The 23,950-nt window shown below is 59.4% G+C and carries 1 protein-coding gene; it reads right to left on the bottom strand.

Features of this window, described 5'->3' with window-relative positions; genetic code table 11:
• Positions 1-63: 63 nt before the first annotated feature.
• Positions 64-23,817 carry a non-ribosomal peptide synthase/polyketide synthase gene (locus RMR21_RS25725; protein WP_498672848.1) on the bottom strand — a complete coding sequence of 7,918 codons (23,754 nt, stop codon included), beginning with the start codon at positions 23,815-23,817 and terminating at the stop codon, positions 64-66.
• Positions 23,818-23,950 lie beyond the last annotated feature (133 nt).

Genomic DNA, 23,950 nt, shown 5'->3' with positions numbered 1-23,950 from the left:
CCTCGTTAAGGCACTCTAAAACGGACTTCCAGGACGCATGTGGAGAAACCTTGCTGCAGCCTGCTAATGCTTATCGAGAAAGTCCTCGTCTAACTCGTTTTCCAAGGCTTCGAGTTCTTCTTGAGAAAGCGCTACTAAAGGAAAATCAGATGGAGTGCTGTGGGACTTTTGGGCACTCTCAAGTGCCGCCAGAGCTTTAAGTGTATCAAGCCATCTGTCTATCAGCTGGTTTACTTGCGATTGTTCGAACAGGCGGGATGGCCAGGACCATGTAGTGACGAGCTCGCTGCCGCCTGCATGGTCTTTTACACGGGCATTGAGTTCAAGGGCGTAGGCTGAGGCTAACTTAGCATCGCTGCCGCCTCCAAACTCGTTTTGTTTGTCGTCTGATTGGGAATTATCACCAAAACGGCCCAGATAATTAAAGCAGATTTGCGGATTGGGGAATGCTGCTAGTTCGCCAGCGGTCTGCGAGTTCATATAGCGAAGAAGACCGTAACCAATTCCATTATCGGGTATCTGCCGCAGTTGCTCCTTCACAGACTTCAGCAGCTTCAGCAGCGTAAATTGCGTTAATGGGCCGGTGGCCAGATTCCGTTTATCGACTTCGATCCGAACTGGAGAGATGCTCGTAAACCAACCGATCGTGCGAGAAAGGTCGATTGACTGGCGCATTTCTTCCCGCCCATGACTTTCCAGGTCGAACAGAACGTGATTGATGTCTGTGGAACCTTGCTGGTGACGCCACATGATCAAAGACAGAGCAAACGCTGTCAGCAAAACATCATTTATGCGGCCATGTATAAGGGCTGGCACTTTAGTCAACAAAGGAACGGTAAATTCTGACGGCAGAACCACCCTCAGATGCCTGGTCGTTTGAGATGTGTCCAGCTGGGGATTTAAGCTCACCGGCGATATAGGCGGATCAGGCTGACTTAATAAATCCTTCCAGAAACCGAGCTCTTGAAGCCGCTGGGAAGTGTGAGCTTCCTCTTTAAGATGATTTGCCCAGGCGAGGAAAGATGTTCGGACGGGCTCCAACGGGAGCGAAGATTTTAGGTTGGCCGCTTCGAGGAGATCAGGAACCAAAATCCTCCACGAGACACCATCAATAACCAGATGATGTACCACGAGGGCAAATTTGATGACCCTATCCTTGAAGAGGATGCCTCTCACCATTTGGCCTTTGTAAGGATCGAGGTCGTATTGCACTTCCCGGAGCGCCTTCCTGATAGCAGGTGCCTTGTCATCTTCCGACAACGACAGGAGGTCGATCTCTTGGACTACATCCTTGGCATTAACCGTTCCTGGGGGGAGAACCTCTAGCTGCCAGCCAAGGCTGTTCGGCGAGGCAACAAGCCTGCTCCTCAGGATATCGTGGTGATCAAAAATCTTTTGTAGGGCCAGAACCGCCGAAGAACGGTCAACATTATCGGGGACCGTAATGATCATGGACTGATTGAAAATGTTGATCGGGCCGTGCCGCTCCAGCATCCAGTGAATAACCGGTGTCAAAGGGACAAACCCACTACGCGGTTCGTAGGTCAGGTCTTCAGGGGTAAGCGGAGCCGCAACAGAAGCAAGGGCCGCAACGGTCTGAGATTGGAAAACGTTGCGGGAAGAAATGATCAGACCTGCTTTCCTGCATCTACTTACCAATCGAATGGAACTAATGCTGTCCCCCCCCAGATCGAAGAAGCTGTCATCAATGCTAACCTGCTCGAGGCCCAGCACCTCCTGGAAGAGGCCAGCGATAATCTCTTCCTGGGGCGAGCGTGGCAAGCGCATCACGGATGGGGTGAAGTCTGGTGCCGGCAGGGCCTTCCTGTCGAGCTTGCCGTTCGGGGTCAGCGGCAGGGCATCGAGCAGGACGATCGCGGCCGGGACCATGTAATCGGGAAGACGGCCAGCAACATAATGACGCAACTGGCCCGCGTCAGGGATCTGCTCTCCGGCCTGCACAACATAACCGACCAGTTGCTTCTGCCCAGGCTTGTCCTCACGTGCCAGCACGATCGCCTGTCCCACGGCCGGATGTGATGCCAAGGCCGCCTCAACCTCGCCGAGCTCAATACGGAAGCCGCGGATCTTGACCTGATGGTCGGCCCGGCCCAGGAAGTCGAGCACACCGTCAGGACGCCACCGTACCAAATCCCCGGTCCGGTACATCCTGCTTCCCGCAGGACCAAAGGGATTTGCCACAAAACGATCCGCCGTTAATCCCGGACGCTTCAAATAGCCACGCGCAAGTCCCTGCCCACCAATGTACAACTCACCCGGGACACCCGCGGGAACAGGCTGAAGCCAAGCGTCAAGAACGTAAACCTGCGTGTTCCAGATCGGCCGACCGATCGCGTCCTGATCGTTACGTGCCAAGCCCCTGGTCAAGACAGAGCATATTGTTGTCTCAGTCGGGCCAAAAGCATTGTAAAGGTTGGTGTGTCGCGCCCAGCGATCAATAACTGCGGAGGTTAGTTTTTCCGCACCAACCACAATTCCTTTAAGTTGAAGTTGACCATTGTCGAATTGTGTTAACAGAGATGGGGACATAAATGCATGGGTAATTCTTTGCTCCGCAAAAAACTTCGGCAAGTGGGCCACTTCGAAATCGTTGGGGGCCAAAATAAGCGCCCCACCTGGATTCCAAGCCATCAGCATCTCTAGAATTGAAGCATCAAAACTCAAGGATGCAAATTGGGGTACCCGCGCGAATGAATTTGCATCAATTGTGAAACAGATTGAGCCACCTAGGCTAGTCAGCCCTTCATGGGTTACGACGACACCCTTTGGCCTTCCGGTTGAGCCGGATGTGTAGATGACATAGGCGGGTTTTGCGGGTGTGAGGGGAGCGGTACGCTCCTGGTCAGTCGGGTTATGGGGCGACCTTTTGGCGAGCGCCTGTGCGAGATCGTGATCGTCGATGAGGATCTGTTGCGAGGGCGGCAGGCGATCGGCCAGGCCGGTGGTTGTGAGGATGCAGATCGGCTCGGCATCCTCGACCATGAAGGCGAGCCGATCTTCCGGGTAGTTGGGATCGAGCGGCAGGTAGGCTGCGCCGGCCTTCAGGATAGCCAGCAGGCTGACCACCATATCGATAGAGCGTTCAAGGCAAAGTCCCACGATGCTTTCAGGTCCAACGCCTGCCTCGATAAGGTGGTGAGCCATCCGGTTGGCGCGGGCATTGAGTTCGTCATAAGAAAGCGACGTCTCGCCAAACACCAGCGCGACGGCATCCGGTGACTTTGCCACCTGCTCTTCGAGAAGGGCCGGAAGGGTTAGGTCGGGAACGGGGTGAGCCGTTTCGTTCCACTCGACCAGCATCGTCCGGCGCTCGTCGGCAGCAAGGATATCGAGTGAGCCGATAGGCAGCGCCGGGTCGGCGACGACCGCCTGGAAGATCCGTTCGAGCCGGGCCGCAATGGCTTCCACCGTCTGCCGGTCGAAGAGATCGGTGGCATATTCGATCCGGCCAGACAGACCTTTTGGCTGGCCCTCCGCATCGCGGGCCTCACTGAAGCTGAAGGAGAGGTCGAACTTGGCGGTCTGCGTCCCTTCCCCCTTGAACCGGGTCAGCGAGAGACCGGGCAGATCGAAGCGGCTCTGGGCGTTGTTCTGCAACACCAGCATGACCTGGAAGAGCGGATGGCGGGAGAAGGAGCGAGGCGGATTGAGGACTTCAACAAGCCTTTCGAATGGCAGGTCCTGGTTGGAATAGGCGGCGAGGTCCTGCTCCCTCACTCTGGCGAGTAGATCATGGAAGCTGGGATTGCCGGACGTATCGGTGCGTAGCACGAGAGTATTGACGAAGAAGCCGACAAGATTGTCGAGGGCAACGTCGGTGCGGCCTGCGATCGGACTACCCAAGGGAATATCCGTCCCCGCTCCGAGCCGGGTCAGCAGGGCGGATAGGCCGGCTTGGAGGACCATGAACAGACTGGCCTTGCCTTCCTTCGCCAGAGCCATCAGCTTTGTGTGCAGCGCCGCGTCGAACTGGATGTTGACCCGTTCGCCACGATGGTTTGGGGTAACCGGCCGGGGCCGGTCATAAGGCAGGTCGAGTTGCTCTGGCAGGCCGGCCAGTGCATTGCGCCAATATCCGAGCTGCGCAGCGATCGGGCTGGTCGGGTCGGCCTCGTCACCCAGGACCTCTTTCTGCCAGATCGTATAGTCGGCATATTGCACAGGCAAAGGAACCCATGCAGGCTCCTGCCCCCTGCTCCGGGCTTCGTAAGCAAGCGCCAGATCGCGCAGCAGCGGTCCAAGGGACCAGCCGTCGCCGGCAATGTGATGCAACAACAGGACAAGGACGTGCTCCTGCTCGGAGCGACGGAACAAAGAGGCCCGCAAAGGCAGGTCCCTGCCAAGGTCGAAGCAGTAGGACGAGGCTTCCGCGACAGCCTGGGCAAGCTCAGCCTCGTTGATATCACGAACTTCAAGAACCGACGCCCCGGCAGTATCGGGCAAGACCTGCTGGATGGCTTCGCCCTCGTGCAGGGCAAAGACCGTCCGCAGGCTCTCGTGGCGGCGAACGACATCGGCGATCGCAGCATCAAGTGCCGCCACATCCAGTGGACCATGCAACTGCATGCTCCAGGGGATGTTGTAGGTCGAGCTCGCGCCATCGATCTGGTCGAGGAGCCACAGACGACGCTGGGCAAACGACAGCGGCAAGAATGGCGGCCGTGTCATCCCGCGCAGCGCCGGACGGGCCATCTCCGCCCCGTTCAACCGTCGGGCGAAGGCCGACACGCTCGGTGCTTCGAAGAGCATGCGTACCGAGACCTCGATACCCAGGGTACTCCTGACACGGCTGATCAGGCGCATCGCCAGAAGCGAGTGTCCTCCCAGATCGAAGAAGCTGTCATCAATGCTAACCTGCTCGAGGCCCAGCACCTCCTGGAAGAGGCCAGCGATAATCTCTTCCTGGGGCGAGCGTGGCAAGCGCATCACGGATGGGGTGAAGTCTGGTGCCGGCAGGGCCTTCCTGTCGAGCTTGCCGTTCGGGGTCAGCGGCAGGGCATCGAGCAGGACGATCGCGGCCGGGACCATGTAATCGGGAAGACGGCCAGCAACATAATGACGCAACTGGCCCGCGTCAGGGATCTGCTCTCCGGCCTGCACAACATAACCGACCAGTTGCTTCTGCCCAGGCTTGTCCTCACGTGCCAGCACGATCGCCTGTCCCACGGCCGGATGTGATGCCAAGGCCGCCTCAACCTCGCCGAGCTCAATACGGAAGCCGCGGATCTTGACCTGATGGTCGGCCCGGCCCAGGAAGTCGAGCACACCGTCAGGACGCCACCGTACCAAATCCCCGGTCCGGTACATCCTGCTTCCCGCAGGACCAAAGGGATTTGCCACAAAACGATCCGCCGTTAATCCCGGACGCTTCAAATAGCCACGCGCAAGTCCCTGCCCACCAATGTACAACTCACCCGGGACACCCGCGGGAACAGGCTGAAGCCAAGCGTCAAGAACGTAGAACTGGGAGTTCCAGATCGGCTGGCCACATAGAGCATATTGGAACTCAGTTGCGTCATCGGGAATAAGCCAGAAGCTTGATGTCATTGTCGCTTCAGTTGGCCCGTATTGGTTAAAAATATTCGCCTTGGGGAAGGCCTTTTTTACATCTCGCGCAGATCGGAGAGGCAAAGCTTCCCCGGATGAGAGTATGATACGGACAAGAGGAAGTTGCTTTGCGTTGGACAATGCCTCGACCGCCAACGCCTGCATCAGACTAGGTGTAATACTGAGAACTGCAGTTACGCCATGACGGGCTGCGAGGAGTAGGATCTCGTTCGGAAGCTGTGACTTATCAGGTGGCAACAAAATGCACGCCGCTCCCGACATCAAGGAGCCGATGAGGTCACGCACCGAAGCATCGAAAGAAAGGGTCGGTATCTGTAATACGACGTCATCAGGGGAAACAGTGTATGTTTCACGGAGATGATAAAGGAAGTTTACAGCGTTCTTATGCCGCGTGACGACACCCTTTGGCCTTCCGGTTGAGCCGGATGTGTAGATGACATAGGCGGGTTTTGCGGGTGTGAGGGGGCCGGTACGCTCCTGGTCAGTCGGGTTATGGGGCGACCTTTTGGCGAGCGCCTGTGCGAGATCGTGATCGTCGATGAGGATCTGTTGCGAGGGCGGCAGGCGATCGGCCAGGCCGGTGGTTGTGAGGATGCAGATCGGCTCGGCATCCTCGACCATGAAGGCGAGCCGATCTTCCGGGTAGTTGGGATCGAGCGGCAGGTAGGCTGCGCCGGCCTTCAGGATAGCCAGCAGGCTGACCACCATATCGATAGAGCGTTCAAGGCAAAGTCCCACGATGCTTTCAGGTCCAACGCCTGCCTCGATAAGGTGGTGAGCCATCCGGTTGGCGCGGGCATTGAGTTCGTCATAAGAAAGCGACGTCTCGCCAAACACCAGCGCGACGGCATCCGGTGACTTTGCCACCTGCTCTTCGAGAAGGGCCGGAAGGGTTAGGTCGGGAACGGGGTGAGCCGTTTCGTTCCACTCGACCAGCATCGTCCGGCGCTCGTCGGCAGCAAGGATATCGAGTGAGCCGATAGGCAGCGCCGGGTCGGCGACGACCGCCTGGAAGATCCGTTCGAGCCGGGCCGCAATGGCTTCCACCGTCTGCCGGTCGAAGAGATCGGTGGCATATTCGATCCGGCCAGACAGACCTTTTGGCTGGCCCTCCGCATCGCGGGCCTCACTGAAGCTGAAGGAGAGGTCGAACTTGGCGGTCTGCGTCCCTTCCCCCTTGAACCGGGTCAGCGAGAGACCGGGCAGATCGAAGCGGCTCTGGGCGTTGTTCTGCAACACCAGCATGACCTGGAAGAGCGGATGGCGGGAGAAGGAGCGAGGCGGATTGAGGACTTCAACAAGCCTTTCGAATGGCAGGTCCTGGTTGGAATAGGCGGCGAGGTCCTGCTCCCTCACTCTGGCGAGTAGATCATGGAAGCTGGGATTGCCGGACGTATCGGTGCGTAGCACGAGAGTATTGACGAAGAAGCCGACAAGATTGTCGAGGGCAACGTCGGTGCGGCCTGCGATCGGACTACCCAAGGGAATATCCGTCCCCGCTCCGAGCCGGGTCAGCAGGGCGGATAGGCCGGCTTGGAGGACCATGAACAGACTGGCCTTGCCTTCCTTCGCCAGAGCCATCAGCTTTGTGTGCAGCGCCGCGTCGAACTGGATGTTGACCCGTTCGCCACGATGGTTTGGGGTAACCGGCCGGGGCCGGTCATAAGGCAGGTCGAGTTGCTCTGGCAGGCCGGCCAGTGCATTGCGCCAATATCCGAGCTGCGCAGCGATCGGGCTGGTCGGGTCGGCCTCGTCACCCAGGACCTCTTTCTGCCAGATCGTATAGTCGGCATATTGCACAGGCAAAGGAACCCATGCAGGCTCCTGCCCCCTGCTCCGGGCTTCGTAAGCAAGCGCCAGATCGCGCAGCAGCGGTCCAAGGGACCAGCCGTCGCCGGCAATGTGATGCAACAACAGGACAAGGACGTGCTCCTGCTCGGAGCGACGGAACAAAGAGGCCCGCAAAGGCAGGTCCCTGCCAAGGTCGAAGCAGTAGGACGAGGCTTCCGCGACAGCCTGGGCAAGCTCAGCCTCGTTGATATCACGAACTTCAAGAACCGACGCCCCGGCAGTATCGGGCAAGACCTGCTGGATGGCTTCGCCCTCGTGCAGGGCAAAGACCGTCCGCAGGCTCTCGTGGCGGCGAACGACATCGGCGATCGCAGCATCAAGTGCCGCCACATCCAGTGGACCATGCAACTGCATGCTCCAGGGGATGTTGTAGGTCGAGCTCGCGCCATCGATCTGGTCGAGGAGCCACAGACGACGCTGGGCAAACGACAGCGGCAAGAATGGCGGCCGTGTCATCCCGCGCAGCGCCGGACGGGCCATCTCCGCCCCGTTCAACCGTCGGGCGAAGGCCGACACGCTCGGTGCTTCGAAGAGCATGCGTACCGAGACCTCGATACCCAGGGTACTCCTGACACGGCTGATCAGGCGCATCGCCAGAAGCGAGTGTCCTCCCAGATCGAAGAAGCTGTCATCAATGCTAACCTGCTCGAGGCCCAGCACCTCCTGGAAGAGGCCAGCGATAATCTCTTCCTGGGGCGAGCGTGGCAAGCGCATCACGGATGGGGTGAAGTCTGGTGCCGGCAGGGCCTTCCTGTCGAGCTTGCCGTTCGGGGTCAGCGGCAGGGCATCGAGCAGGACGATCGCGGCCGGGACCATGTAATCGGGAAGACGGCCAGCAACATAATGACGCAACTGGCCCGCGTCAGGGATCTGCTCTCCGGCCTGCACAACATAACCGACCAGTTGCTTCTGCCCAGGCTTGTCCTCACGTGCCAGCACGATCGCCTGTCCCACGGCCGGATGTGATGCCAAGGCCGCCTCAACCTCGCCGAGCTCAATACGGAAGCCGCGGATCTTGACCTGATGGTCGGCCCGGCCCAGGAAGTCGAGCACACCGTCAGGACGCCACCGTACCAAATCCCCGGTCCGGTACATCCTGCTTCCCGCAGGACCAAAGGGATTTGCCACAAAACGATCCGCCGTTAATCCCGGACGCTTCAAATAGCCACGCGCAAGTCCCTGCCCACCAATGTACAACTCACCCGGGACACCCGCGGGAACAGGCTGAAGCCAAGCGTCAAGAACGTAAACCTGCGTGTTATCCAAAGGCCGCCCGATCGGAAGGGGACTGTTGGTATCCGTCAGAGAGATCAGATAGCTCGTTGCGAACGTCGTCGTCTCCGTCGGGCCATAGCCATTCCGAAAGTTCAGTCTGGGCTGTGCGGAAACAACCCGCCTTACAGCTTCCGAGGGTAATGCTTCTCCGCCTGCCCAGAGATTCTGTAGCCCTTTGAAGGATTCAAGTCTCTGGTCCGCAATTAACGAAAATAATGTAGCGGTGAGCCATACCGAAGTTATCTTGTTCTCTAGAATGAATTCCGCGAAAGCATGCACATCCAGCTTTGCATCTGGGAGGATAAATATGCGCCAGCCACGAGCTAATGAAGCGAAGACCTCAAAAACAGAGGCGTCGAAGGTAATTGGCGAGTGGAAAAGGACTTTTTGGCGCGCAAGTTTTTTCCATTCACAGTCTTCAGCAAAATAGACAACACTCTCATGGGTTACGACGACACCCTTTGGCCTTCCGGTTGAGCCGGATGTGTAGATGACATAGGCGGGGTTTGCGGGTGTGAGGGGAGCGGTACGCTCCTGGTCAGTCGGGTTATGGGGCGACCTTTTGGCGAGCGCCTGTGCGAGATCGTGATCGTCGATGAGGATCTGTTGCGAGGGCGGCAGGCGATCGGCCAGGCCGGTGGTTGTGAGGATGCAGATCGGCTCGGCATCCTCGACCATGAAGGCGAGCCGATCTTCCGGGTAGTTGGGATCGAGCGGCAGGTAGGCTGCGCCGGCCTTCAGGATAGCCAGCAGGCTGACCACCATATCGATAGAGCGTTCAAGGCAAAGTCCCACGATGCTTTCAGGTCCAACGCCTGCCTCGATAAGGTGGTGAGCCATCCGGTTGGCGCGGGCATTGAGTTCGTCATAAGAAAGCGACGTCTCGCCAAACACCAGCGCGACGGCATCCGGTGACTTTGCCACCTGCTCTTCGAGAAGGGCCGGAAGGGTTAGGTCGGGAACGGGGTGAGCCGTTTCGTTCCACTCGACCAGCATCGTCCGGCGCTCGTCGGCAGCAAGGATATCGAGTGAGCCGATAGGCAGCGCCGGGTCGGCGACGACCGCCTGGAAGATCCGTTCGAGCCGGGCCGCAATGGCTTCCACCGTCTGCCGGTCGAAGAGATCGGTGGCATATTCGATCCGGCCAGACAGACCTTTTGGCTGGCCCTCCGCATCGCGGGCCTCACTGAAGCTGAAGGAGAGGTCGAACTTGGCGGTCTGCGTCCCTTCCCCCTTGAACCGGGTCAGCGAGAGACCGGGCAGATCGAAGCGGCTCTGGGCGTTGTTCTGCAACACCAGCATGACCTGGAAGAGCGGATGGCGGGAGAAGGAGCGAGGCGGATTGAGGACTTCAACAAGCCTTTCGAATGGCAGGTCCTGGTTGGAATAGGCGGCGAGGTCCTGCTCCCTCACTCTGGCGAGTAGATCATGGAAGCTGGGATTGCCGGACGTATCGGTGCGTAGCACGAGAGTATTGACGAAGAAGCCGACAAGATTGTCGAGGGCAACGTCGGTGCGGCCTGCGATCGGACTACCCAAGGGAATATCCGTCCCCGCTCCGAGCCGGGTCAGCAGGGCGGATAGGCCGGCTTGGAGAACCATGAACAGACTGGCCTTGCCTTCCTTCGCCAGAGCCATCAGCTTTGTGTGCAGCGCCGCGTCGAACTGGATGTTGACCCGTTCGCCACGATGGTTTGGGGTAACCGGCCGGGGCCGGTCATAAGGCAGGTCGAGTTGCTCTGGCAGGCCGGCCAGTGCATTGCGCCAATATCCGAGCTGCGCAGCGATCGGGCTGGTCGGGTCGGCCTCGTCACCCAGGACCTCTTTCTGCCAGATCGTATAGTCGGCATATTGCACAGGCAAAGGAACCCATGCAGGCTCCTGCCCCCTGCTCCGGGCTTCGTAAGCAAGCGCCAGATCGCGCAGCAGCGGTCCAAGGGACCAGCCGTCGCCGGCAATGTGATGCAACAACAGGACAAGGACGTGCTCCTGCTCGGAGCGACGGAACAAAGAGGCCCGCAAAGGCAGGTCCCTGCCAAGGTCGAAGCAGTAGGACGAGGCTTCCGCGACAGCCTGGGCAAGCTCAGCCTCGTTGATATCACGAACTTCAAGAACCGAATTTATGGTTGACCTTGCTAAGATATGCTGGATGGCTTCGCCCTCGTGCAGGGCAAAGACCGTCCGCAGGCTCTCGTGGCGGCGAACGACATCGGCGATCGCAGCATCAAGTGCCGCCACATCCAGTGGACCATGCAACTGCATGCTCCAGGGGATGTTGTAGGTCGAGCTCGCGCCATCGATCTGGTCGAGGAGCCACAGACGACGCTGGGCAAACGACAGCGGCAAGAATGGCGGCCGTGTCATCCCGCGCAGCGCCGGACGGGCCATCTCCGCCCCGTTCAACCGTCGGGCGAAGGCCGACACGCTCGGTGCTTCGAAGAGCATGCGTACCGAGACCTCGATACCCAGGGTACTCCTGACACGGCTGATCAGGCGCATCGCCAGAAGCGAGTGTCCTCCCAGATCGAAGAAGCTGTCATCAATGCTAACCTGCTCGAGGCCCAGCACCTCCTGGAAGAGGCCAGCGATAATCTCTTCCTGGGGCGAGCGTGGCAAGCGCATCACGGATGGGGTGAAGTCTGGTGCCGGCAGGGCCTTCCTGTCGAGCTTGCCGTTCGGGGTCAGCGGCAGGGCATCGAGCAGGACGATCGCGGCCGGGACCATGTAATCGGGAAGACGGCCAGCAACATAATGACGCAACTGGCCCGCGTCAGGGATCTGCTCTCCGGCCTGCACAACATAACCGACCAGTTGCTTCTGCCCAGGCTTGTCCTCACGTGCCAGCACGATCGCCTGTCCCACGGCCGGATGTGATGCCAAGGCCGCCTCAACCTCGCCGAGCTCAATACGGAAGCCGCGGATCTTGACCTGATGGTCGGCCCGGCCCAGGAAGTCGAGCACACCGTCAGGACGCCACCGTACCAAATCCCCGGTCCGGTACATCCTGCTTCCCGCAGGACCAAAGGGATTTGCCACAAAACGATCCGCCGTTAATCCCGGACGCTTCAAATAGCCACGCGCAAGTCCCTGCCCACCAATGTACAACTCACCCGGGACACCCGCGGGAACAGGCTGAAGCCAAGCGTCAAGAACGTAAACCTGCGTGTTCCAGATCGGCCGACCGATCGGAACGTCTCCCTCCTCAAGTGAATTGAATGCGTATGATGTGGAATAGACAGTTGTTTCCGTCGGGCCATAACAATTAAATATTGAGGCCGAAGGGAATGATATTCTTAAATTTGTAGACAGCGAACGCGGGATTGGCTCACCAATAAGCACAACAGTAGTTACCTCGGATAATGGATGGCTTTCTTTGCATGCCGCTGCGACGATCGAAGGTACCCCACTTACTAGTCCTCCCGCTCCAAACGCTCCAGTAGTCCCAGCCAGAAAGTCTTCAAAAATATAGATGGTCCCGCCAGAGACCAATGGCACTGCATATTCGAAAACTGATACGTCAAAGCTCAGTGACGTCGTAAAATTGGCGGCAGAAACTCTGTCATTTCCAAAATAATCTTGAGCTGAACTGACCAAGTTGCATACATTGTCATGGGTTACGACGACACCCTTTGGCCTTCCGGTTGAGCCGGATGTGTAGATGACATAGGCGGGTTTTGCGGGTGTGAGGGGAGCGGTACGCTCCTGGTCAGTCGGGTTATGGGGCGACCTTTTGGCGAGCGCCTGTGCGAGATCGTGATCGTCGATGAGGATCTGTTGCGAGGGCGGCAGGCGATCGGCCAGGCCGGTGGTTGTGAGGATGCAGATCGGCTCGGCATCCTCGACCATGAAGGCGAGCCGATCTTCCGGGTAGTTGGGATCGAGCGGCAGGTAGGCTGCGCCGGCCTTCAGGATAGCCAGCAGGCTGACCACCATATCGATAGAGCGTTCAAGGCAAAGTCCCACGATGCTTTCAGGTCCAACGCCTGCCTCGATAAGGTGGTGAGCCATCCGGTTGGCGCGGGCATTGAGTTCGTCATAAGAAAGCGACGTCTCGCCAAACACCAGCGCGACGGCATCCGGTGACTTTGCCACCTGCTCTTCGAGAAGGGCCGGAAGGGTTAGGTCGGGAACGGGGTGAGCCGTTTCGTTCCACTCGACCAGCATCGTCCGGCGCTCGTCGGCAGCAAGGATATCGAGTGAGCCGATAGGCAGCGCCGGGTCGGCGACGACCGCCTGGAAGATCCGTTCGAGCCGGGCCGCAATGGCTTCCACCGTCTGCCGGTCGAAGAGATCGGTGGCATATTCGATCCGGCCAGACAGACCTTTTGGCTGGCCCTCCGCATCGCGGGCCTCACTGAAGCTGAAGGAGAGGTCGAACTTGGCGGTCTGCGTCCCTTCCCCCTTGAACCGGGTCAGCGAGAGACCGGGCAGATCGAAGCGGCTCTGGGCGTTGTTCTGCAACACCAGCATGACCTGGAAGAGCGGATGGCGGGAGAAGGAGCGAGGCGGATTGAGGACTTCAACAAGCCTTTCGAATGGCAGGTCCTGGTTGGAATAGGCGGCGAGGTCCTGCTCCCTCACTCTGGCGAGTAGATCATGGAAGCTGGGATTGCCGGACGTATCGGTGCGTAGCACGAGAGTATTGACGAAGAAGCCGACAAGATTGTCGAGGGCAACGTCGGTGCGGCCTGCGATCGGACTACCCAAGGGAATATCCGTCCCCGCTCCGAGCCGGGTCAGCAGGGCGGATAGGCCGGCTTGGAGGACCATGAACAGACTGGCCTTGCCTTCCTTCGCCAGAGCCATCAGCTTTGTGTGCAGCGCCGCGTCGAACTGGATGTTGACCCGTTCGCCACGATGGTTTGGGGTAACCGGCCGGGGCCGGTCATAAGGCAGGTCGAGTTGCTCTGGCAGGCCGGCCAGTGCATTGCGCCAATATCCGAGCTGCGCAGCGATCGGGCTGGTCGGGTCGGCCTCGTCACCCAGGACCTCTTTCTGCCAGATCGTATAGTCGGCATATTGCACAGGCAAAGGAACCCATGCAGGCTCCTGCCCCCTGCTCCGGGCTTCGTAAGCAAGCGCCAGATCGCGCAGCAGCGGTCCAAGGGACCAGCCGTCGCCGGCAATGTGATGCAACAACAGGACAAGGACGTGCTCCTGCTCGGAGCGACGGAACAAAGAGGCCCGCAAAGGCAGGTCCCTGCCAAGGTCGAAGCAGTAGGACGAGGCTTCCGCGACAGCCTGGGCAAGCTCAGCCTCGTTGATATCACGAACTTCAAGAACCGACGCCCCGGCAGTATCGGGCAAGACCTGCTGGATGGCTTCGCCCTCGTGCAGGGCAAAGACCGTCCGCAGGCTCTCGTGGCGGCGAACGACATCGGCGATCGCAGCATCAAGTGCCGCCACATCCAGTGGACCATGCAACTGCATGCTCCAGGGGATGTTGTAGGTCGAGCTCGCGCCATCGATCTGGTCGAGGAGCCACAGACGACGCTGGGCAAACGACAGCGGCAAGAATGGCGGCCGTGTCATCCCGCGCAGCGCCGGACGGGCCATCTCCGCCCCGTTCAACCGTCGGGCGAAGGCCGACACGCTCGGTGCTTCGAAGAGCATGCGTACCGAGACCTCGATACCCAGGGTACTCCTGACACGGCTGATCAGGCGCATCGCCAGAAGCGAGTGTCCTCCCAGATCGAAGAAGCTGTCATCAATGCTAACCTGCTCGAGGCCCAGCACCTCCTGGAAGAGGCCAGCGATAATCTCTTCCTGGGGCGAGCGTGGCAAGCGCATCACGGATGGGGTGAAGTCTGGTGCCGGCAGGGCCTTCCTGTCGAGCTTGCCGTTCGGGGTCAGCGGCAGGGCATCGAGCAGGACGATCGCGGCCGGGACCATGTAATCGGGAAGACGGCCAGCAACATAATGACGCAACTGGCCCGCGTCAGGGATCTGCTCTCCGGCCTGCACAACATAACCGACCAGTTGCTTCTGCCCAGGCTTGTCCTCACGTGCCAGCACGATCGCCTGTCCCACGGCCGGATGTGATGCCAAGGCCGCCTCAACCTCGCCGAGCTCAATACGGAAGCCGCGGATCTTGACCTGATGGTCGGCCCGGCCCAGGAAGTCGAGCACACCGTCAGGACGCCACCGTACCAAATCCCCGGTCCGGTACATCCTGCTTCCCGCAGGACCAAAGGGATTTGCCACAAAACGATCCGCCGTTAATCCCGGACGCTTCAAATAGCCACGCGCAAGTCCCTGCCCACCAATGTACAACTCACCCGGGACACCCGCGGGAACAGGCTGAAGCCAAGCGTCAAGAACGTAGAACTGGGAGTTCCAGATCGGCTGGCCACATAGAGCATATTGGAACTCAGTTGCGTCATCGGGAATAAGCCAGAAGCTTGATGTCATTGTCGCTTCAGTTGGCCCGTATTGGTTAAAAATATTCGCCTTGGGGAAGGCCTTTTTTACATCTCGCGCAGATCGGAGAGGCAAAGCTTCCCCGGATGAGAGTATGATACGGACAAGAGGAAGTTGCTTTGCGTTGGACAATGCCTCGACCGCCAACGCCTGCATCAGACTAGGTGTAATACTGAGAACTGCAGTTACGCCATGACGGGCTGCGAGGAGTAGGATCTCGTTCGGAAGCTGTGACTTATCAGGTGGCAACAAAATGCACGCCGCTCCCGACATCAAGGAGCCGATGAGGTCACGCACCGAAGCATCGAAAGAAAGGGTCGGTATCTGTAATACGACGTCATCAGGGGAAACAGTGTATGTTTCACGGAGATGATAAAGGAAGTTTACAGCGTTCTTATGCCGCGTGACGACACCCTTTGGCCTTCCGGTTGAGCCGGATGTGTAGATGACATAGGCGGGGTTTGCGGGTGTGAGGGGAGCGGTACGCTCTTGGTCAGTCGGGTTATGGGGCGACCTTTTGGCGAGCGCCTGTGCGAGATCGTGATCGTCGATGAGGATCTGTTGCGAGGGCGGCAGGCGATCGGCCAGGCCGGTGGTTGTGAGGATGCAGATCGGCTCGGCATCCTCGACCATGAAGGCGAGCCGATCTTCCGGGTAGTTGGGATCGAGCGGCAGGTAGGCTGCGCCGGCCTTCAGGATAGCCAGCAGGCTGACCACCATATCGATAGAGCGTTCAAGGCAAAGTCCCACGATGCTTTCAGGTCCAACGCCTGCCTCGATAAGGTGGTGAGCCATCCGGTTGGCGCGGGCATTGAGTTCGTCATAAGAAAGCGACGTCTCGCCAAACACCAGCGCGACGGCATCCGGTGACTTTGCCACCTGCTCTTCGAGAAGGGCCGGAAGGGTTAGGTCGGGAACGGGGTGAGCCGTTTCGTTCCACTCGACCAGCATCGTCCGGCGCTCGTCGGCAGCAAGGATATCGAGTGAGCCGATAGGCAGCGCCGGGTCGGCGACGACCGCCTGGAAGATCCGTTCGAGCCGGGCCGCAATGGCTTCCACCGTCTGCCGGTCGAAGAGATCGGTGGCATATTCGATCCGGCCAGACAGACCTTTTGGCTGGCCCTCCGCATCGCGGGCCTCACTGAAGCTGAAGGAGAGGTCGAACTTGGCGGTCTGCGTCCCTTCCCCCTTGAACCGGGTCAGCGAGAGACCGGGCAGATCGAAGCGGCTCTGGGCGTTGTTCTGCAACACCAGCATGACCTGGAAGAGCGGATGGCGGGAGAAGGAGCGAGGCGGATTGAGGACTTCAACAAGCCTTTCGAATGGCAGGTCCTGGTTGGAATAGGCGGCGAGGTCCTGCTCCCTCACTCTGGCGAGTAGATCATGGAAGCTGGGATTGCCGGACGTATCGGTGCGTAGCACGAGAGTATTGACGAAGAAGCCGACAAGATTGTCGAGGGCAACGTCGGTGCGGCCTGCGATCGGACTACCCAAGGGAATATCCGTCCCCGCTCCGAGCCGGGTCAGCAGGGCGGATAGGCCGGCTTGGAGGACCATGAACAGACTGGCCTTGCCTTCCTTCGCCAGAGCCATCAGCTTTGTGTGCAGCGCCGCGTCGAACTGGATGTTGACCCGTTCGCCACGATGGTTTGGGGTAACCGGCCGGGGCCGGTCATAAGGCAGGTCGAGTTGCTCTGGCAGGCCGGCCAGTGCATTGCGCCAATATCCGAGCTGCGCAGCGATCGGGCTGGTCGGGTCGGCCTCGTCACCCAGGACCTCTTTCTGCCAGATCGTATAGTCGGCATATTGCACAGGCAAAGGAACCCATGCAGGCTCCTGCCCCCTGCTCCGGGCTTCGTAAGCAAGCGCCAGATCGCGCAGCAGCGGTCCAAGGGACCAGCCGTCGCCGGCAATGTGATGCAACAACAGGACAAGGACGTGCTCCTGCTCGGAGCGACGGAACAAAGAGGCCCGCAAAGGCAGGTCCCTGCCAAGGTCGAAGCAGTAGGACGAGGCTTCCGCGACAGCCTGGGCAAGCTCAGCCTCGTTGATATCACGAACTTCAAGAACCGACGCCCCGGCAGTATCGGGCAAGACCTGCTGGATGGCTTCGCCCTCGTGCAGGGCAAAGACCGTCCGCAGGCTCTCGTGGCGGCGAACGACATCGGCGATCGCAGCATCAAGTGCCGCCACATCCAGTGGACCATGCAACTGCATGCTCCAGGGGATGTTGTAGGTCGAGCTCGCGCCATCGATCTGGTCGAGGAGCCACAGACGACGCTGGGCAAACGACAGCGGCAAGAATGGCGGCCGTGTCATCCCGCGCAGCGCCGGACGGGCCATCTCCGCCCCGTTCAACCGTCGGGCGAAGGCCGACACGCTCGGTGCTTCGAAGAGCATGCGTACCGAGACCTCGATACCCAGGGTACTCCTGACACGGCTGATCAGGCGCATCGCCAGAAGCGAGTGTCCTCCCAGATCGAAGAAGCTGTCATCAATGCTAACCTGCTCGAGGCCCAGCACCTCCTGGAAGAGGCCAGCGATAATCTCTTCCTGGGGCGAGCGTGGCAAGCGCATCACGGATGGGGTGAAGTCTGGTGCCGGCAGGGCCTTCCTGTCGAGCTTGCCGTTCGGGGTCAGCGGCAGGGCATCGAGCAGGACGATCGCGGCCGGGACCATGTAATCGGGAAGACGGCCAGCAACATAATGACGCAACTGGCCCGCGTCAGGGATCTGCTCTCCGGCCTGCACAACATAACCGACCAGTTGCTTCTGCCCAGGCTTGTCCTCACGTGCCAGCACGATCGCCTGTCCCACGGCCGGATGTGATGCCAAGGCCGCCTCAACCTCGCCGAGCTCAATACGGAAGCCGCGGATCTTGACCTGATGGTCGGCCCGGCCCAGGAAGTCGAGCACACCGTCAGGACGCCACCGTACCAAATCCCCGGTCCGGTACATCCTGCTTCCCGCAGGACCAAAGGGATTTGCCACAAAACGATCCGCCGTTAATCCCGGACGCTTCAAATAGCCACGCGCAAGTCCCTGCCCACCAATGTACAACTCACCCGGGACACCCGCGGGAACAGGCTGAAGCCAAGCGTCAAGAACGTAAACCTGCGTGTTATCCAAAGGCCGCCCGATCGGAAGGGGACTGTTGGTATCCGTCAGAGAGATCAGATAGCTCGTTGCGAACGTCGTCGTCTCCGTCGGGCCATAAACGTCACGTAGTTCTAGACCATCGGTGTTACTGAGCAGAGTTTTTACTGCTGAAGAAGGTACTGCTTCTCCACCAGTCCAAAGGTATTTGAGTGTCGCTAATGGCTGCGCCTGAACATCGGCCATCGCGTCGAACAATGCGGTCGTCATAAACGCAAAGGTTATCTTGTTCTCTAGAATGAATTCCGCGAAAGCATGCACATCCAGCTTTGCATCTGGGAGGATAAATATGCGCCAGCCACGAGCTAATGAAGCGAAGACCTCAAAAACAGAGGCGTCGAAGGTAATTGGCGAGTGGAAAAGGACTTTTTGGCGCGCAAGTTTTTTCCATTCACAGTCTTCAGCAAAATAGACAACACTCTCATGGGTTACGACGACACCCTTTGGCCTTCCGGTTGAGCCGGATGTGTAGATGACATAGGCGGGGTTTGCGGGTGTGAGGGGAGCGGTACGCTCCTGGTCAGTCGGGTTATGGGGCGACCTTTTGGCGAGCGCCTGTGCGAGATCGTGATCGTCGATGAGGATCTGTTGCGAGGGCGGCAGGCGATCGGCCAGGCCGGTGGTTGTGAGGATGCAGATCGGCTCGGCATCCTCGACCATGAAGGCGAGCCGATCTTCCGGGTAGTTGGGATCGAGCGGCAGGTAGGCTGCGCCGGCCTTCAGGATAGCCAGCAGGCTGACCACCATATCGATAGAGCGTTCAAGGCAAAGTCCCACGATGCTTTCAGGTCCAACGCCTGCCTCGATAAGGTGGTGAGCCATCCGGTTGGCGCGGGCATTGAGTTCGTCATAAGAAAGCGACGTCTCGCCAAACACCAGCGCGACGGCATCCGGTGACTTTGCCACCTGCTCTTCGAGAAGGGCCGGAAGGGTTAGGTCGGGAACGGGGTGAGCCGTTTCGTTCCACTCGACCAGCATCGTCCGGCGCTCGTCGGCAGCAAGGATATCGAGTGAGCCGATAGGCAGCGCCGGGTCGGCGACGACCGCCTGGAAGATCCGTTCGAGCCGGGCCGCAATGGCTTCCACCGTCTGCCGGTCGAAGAGATCGGTGGCATATTCGATCCGGCCAGACAGACCTTTTGGCTGGCCCTCCGCATCGCGGGCCTCACTGAAGCTGAAGGAGAGGTCGAACTTGGCGGTCTGCGTCCCTTCCCCCTTGAACCGGGTCAGCGAGAGACCGGGCAGATCGAAGCGGCTCTGGGCGTTGTTCTGCAACACCAGCATGACCTGGAAGAGCGGATGGCGGGAGAAGGAGCGAGGCGGATTGAGGACTTCAACAAGCCTTTCGAATGGCAGGTCCTGGTTGGAATAGGCGGCGAGGTCCTGCTCCCTCACTCTGGCGAGTAGATCATGGAAGCTGGGATTGCCGGACGTATCGGTGCGTAGCACGAGAGTATTGACGAAGAAGCCGACAAGATTGTCGAGGGCAACGTCGGTGCGGCCTGCGATCGGACTACCCAAGGGAATATCCGTCCCCGCTCCGAGCCGGGTCAGCAGGGCGGATAGGCCGGCTTGGAGGACCATGAACAGACTGGCCTTGCCTTCCTTCGCCAGAGCCATCAGCTTTGTGTGCAGCGCCGCGTCGAACTGGATGTTGACCCGTTCGCCACGATGGTTTGGGGTAACCGGCCGGGGCCGGTCATAAGGCAGGTCGAGTTGCTCTGGCAGGCCGGCCAGTGCATTGCGCCAATATCCGAGCTGCGCAGCGATCGGGCTGGTCGGGTCGGCCTCGTCACCCAGGACCTCTTTCTGCCAGATCGTATAGTCGGCATATTGCACAGGCAAAGGAACCCATGCAGGCTCCTGCCCCCTGCTCCGGGCTTCGTAAGCAAGCGCCAGATCGCGCAGCAGCGGTCCAAGGGACCAGCCGTCGCCGGCAATGTGATGCAACAACAGGACAAGGACGTGCTCCTGCTCGGAGCGACGGAACAAAGAGGCCCGCAAAGGCAGGTCCCTGCCAAGGTCGAAGCAGTAGGACGAGGCTTCCGCGACAGCCTGGGCAAGCTCAGCCTCGTTGATATCACGAACTTCAAGAACCGACGCCCCGGCAGTATCGGGCAAGACCTGCTGGATGGCTTCGCCCTCGTGCAGGGCAAAGACCGTCCGCAGGCTCTCGTGGCGGCGAACGACATCGGCGATCGCAGCATCAAGTGCCGCCACATCCAGTGGACCATGCAACTGCATGCTCCAGGGGATGTTGTAGGTCGAGCTCGCGCCATCGATCTGGTCGAGGAGCCACAGACGACGCTGGGCAAACGACAGCGGCAAGAATGGCGGCCGTGTCATCCCGCGCAGCGCCGGACGGGCCATCTCCGCCCCGTTCAACCGTCGGGCGAAGGCCGACACGCTCGGTGCTTCGAAGAGCATGCGTACCGAGACCTCGATACCCAGGGTACTCCTGACACGGCTGATCAGGCGCATCGCCAGAAGCGAGTGTCCTCCCAGATCGAAGAAGCTGTCATCAATGCTAACCTGCTCGAGGCCCAGCACCTCCTGGAAGAGGCCAGCGATAATCTCTTCCTGGGGCGAGCGTGGCAAGCGCATCACGGATGGGGTGAAGTCTGGTGCCGGCAGGGCCTTCCTGTCGAGCTTGCCGTTCGGGGTCAGCGGCAGGGCATCGAGCAGGACGATCGCGGCCGGGACCATGTAATCGGGAAGACGGCCAGCAACATAATGACGCAACTGGCCCGCGTCAGGGATCTGCTCTCCGGCCTGCACAACATAACCGACCAGTTGCTTCTGCCCAGGCTTGTCCTCACGTGCCAGCACGATCGCCTGTCCCACGGCCGGATGTGATGCCAAGGCCGCCTCAACCTCGCCGAGCTCAATACGGAAGCCGCGGATCTTGACCTGATGGTCGGCCCGGCCCAGGAAGTCGAGCACACCGTCAGGACGCCACCGTACCAAATCCCCGGTCCGGTACATCCTGCTTCCCGCAGGACCAAAGGGATTTGCCACAAAACGATCCGCCGTTAATCCCGGACGCTTCAAATAGCCACGCGCAAGTCCCTGCCCACCAATGTACAACTCACCCGGGACACCCGCGGGAACAGGCTGAAGCCAAGCGTCAAGAACGTAAACCTGCGTGTTCCAGATCGGCCGACCGATCGGAATATTACTCTTCTCATTACGGCAATGCCAATATGTAACGTCGACCGCTGCCTCTGTCGGCCCGTAAAGATTATGCAGAGGTACATCAAAAATTGATCGGAACTTTGAACTTAACTCAACTCCTAAGGCTTCACCGCTGCAGAAAACGCGCCTCAAAGAGGAACTCCCAGACGCGCTTGGTTCCTGTAGAAAAGCCTCTAACATTGATGGCACAAAATGAAGAGTAGTTACGCCCTTACTCTGTATAACCGAAGCAAGATATGTTGGATCTTGATGTCCCTCCGGGCGCGCCATGGCGAGACTAGCGCCTTCCATCAGTGGCCAAAAAAATTCCCATACTGAAACGTCAAAACTTGATGGAGTTTTTTGTAGAACGACGTCTGTGTGATCGATATTATATGCCGATTGCATCCATTTAAGACGATTTGTAATGGCATAATTGCTAACGACGACACCCTTTGGCCTTCCGGTTGAGCCGGATGTGTAGATGACATAGGCGGGGTTTGCGGGTGTGAGGGGAGCGGTACGCTCCTGGTCAGTCGGGTTATGGGGCGACCTTTTGGCGAGCGCCTGTGCGAGATCGTGATCGTCGATGAGGATCTGTTGCGAGGGCGGCAGGCGATCGGCCAGGCCGGTGGTTGTGAGGATGCAGATCGGCTCGGCATCCTCGACCATGAAGGCGAGCCGATCTTCCGGGTAGTTGGGATCGAGCGGCAGGTAGGCTGCGCCGGCCTTCAGGATAGCCAGCAGGCTGACCACCATATCGATAGAGCGTTCAAGGCAAAGTCCCACGATGCTTTCAGGTCCAACGCCTGCCTCGATAAGGTGGTGAGCCATCCGGTTGGCGCGGGCATTGAGTTCGTCATAAGAAAGCGACGTCTCGCCAAACACCAGCGCGACGGCATCCGGTGACTTTGCCACCTGCTCTTCGAGAAGGGCCGGAAGGGTTAGGTCGGGAACGGGGTGAGCCGTTTCGTTCCACTCGACCAGCATCGTCCGGCGCTCGTCGGCAGCAAGGATATCGAGTGAGCCGATAGGCAGCGCCGGGTCGGCGACGACCGCCTGGAAGATCCGTTCGAGCCGGGCCGCAATGGCTTCCACCGTCTGCCGGTCGAAGAGATCGGTGGCATATTCGATCCGGCCAGACAGACCTTTTGGCTGGCCCTCCGCATCGCGGGCCTCACTGAAGCTGAAGGAGAGGTCGAACTTGGCGGTCTGCGTCCCTTCCCCCTTGAACCGGGTCAGCGAGAGACCGGGCAGATCGAAGCGGCTCTGGGCGTTGTTCTGCAACACCAGCATGACCTGGAAGAGCGGATGGCGGGAGAAGGAGCGAGGCGGATTGAGGACTTCAACAAGCCTTTCGAATGGCAGGTCCTGGTTGGAATAGGCGGCGAGGTCCTGCTCCCTCACTCTGGCGAGTAGATCATGGAAGCTGGGATTGCCGGACGTATCGGTGCGTAGCACGAGAGTATTGACGAAGAAGCCGACAAGATTGTCGAGGGCAACGTCGGTGCGGCCTGCGATCGGACTACCCAAGGGAATATCCGTCCCCGCTCCGAGCCGGGTCAGCAGGGCGGATAGGCCGGCTTGGAGGACCATGAACAGACTGGCCTTGCCTTCCTTCGCCAGAGCCATCAGCTTTGTGTGCAGCGCCGCGTCGAACTGGATGTTGACCCGTTCGCCACGATGGTTTGGGGTAACCGGCCGGGGCCGGTCATAAGGCAGGTCGAGTTGCTCTGGCAGGCCGGCCAGTGCATTGCGCCAATATCCGAGCTGCGCAGCGATCGGGCTGGTCGGGTCGGCCTCGTCACCCAGGACCTCTTTCTGCCAGATCGTATAGTCGGCATATTGCACAGGCAAAGGAACCCATGCAGGCTCCTGCCCCCTGCTCCGGGCTTCGTAAGCAAGCGCCAGATCGCGCAGCAGCGGTCCAAGGGACCAGCCGTCGCCGGCAATGTGATGCAACAACAGGACAAGGACGTGCTCCTGCTCGGAGCGACGGAACAAAGAGGCCCGCAAAGGCAGGTCCCTGCCAAGGTCGAAGCAGTAGGACGAGGCTTCCGCGACAGCCTGGGCAAGCTCAGCCTCGTTGATATCACGAACTTCAAGAACCGACGCCCCGGCAGTATCGGGCAAGACCTGCTGGATGGCTTCGCCCTCGTGCAGGGCAAAGACCGTCCGCAGGCTCTCGTGGCGGCGAACGACATCGGCGATCGCAGCATCAAGTGCCGCCACATCCAGTGGACCATGAATGTTAAAAGTTCTTGCTATATTGTATGCTGGGGATGGGCCATCGATCTGGTCGAGGAGCCACAGGCGTAGTTGCCCAAATGATAGCGGGATCTGATTCATCATACCTCCAGCACATCCAATACAACCAAGCCTAGAACGTCTTATGAAAACAGTCCCGAAGCGCCCTAAGAGAAAATTGCGGCCACTTAAACGCGACCTATGTTGCAACGGCGACCACGCTGTCGACGACTAGGGG

This window comes from Agrobacterium sp. rho-8.1, from assembly GCF_033957725.1.
Classification (GTDB): Bacteria; Pseudomonadota; Alphaproteobacteria; order Rhizobiales; family Rhizobiaceae; genus Agrobacterium.
This window is presented reverse-complemented; position numbering and strand designations above follow the sequence as displayed.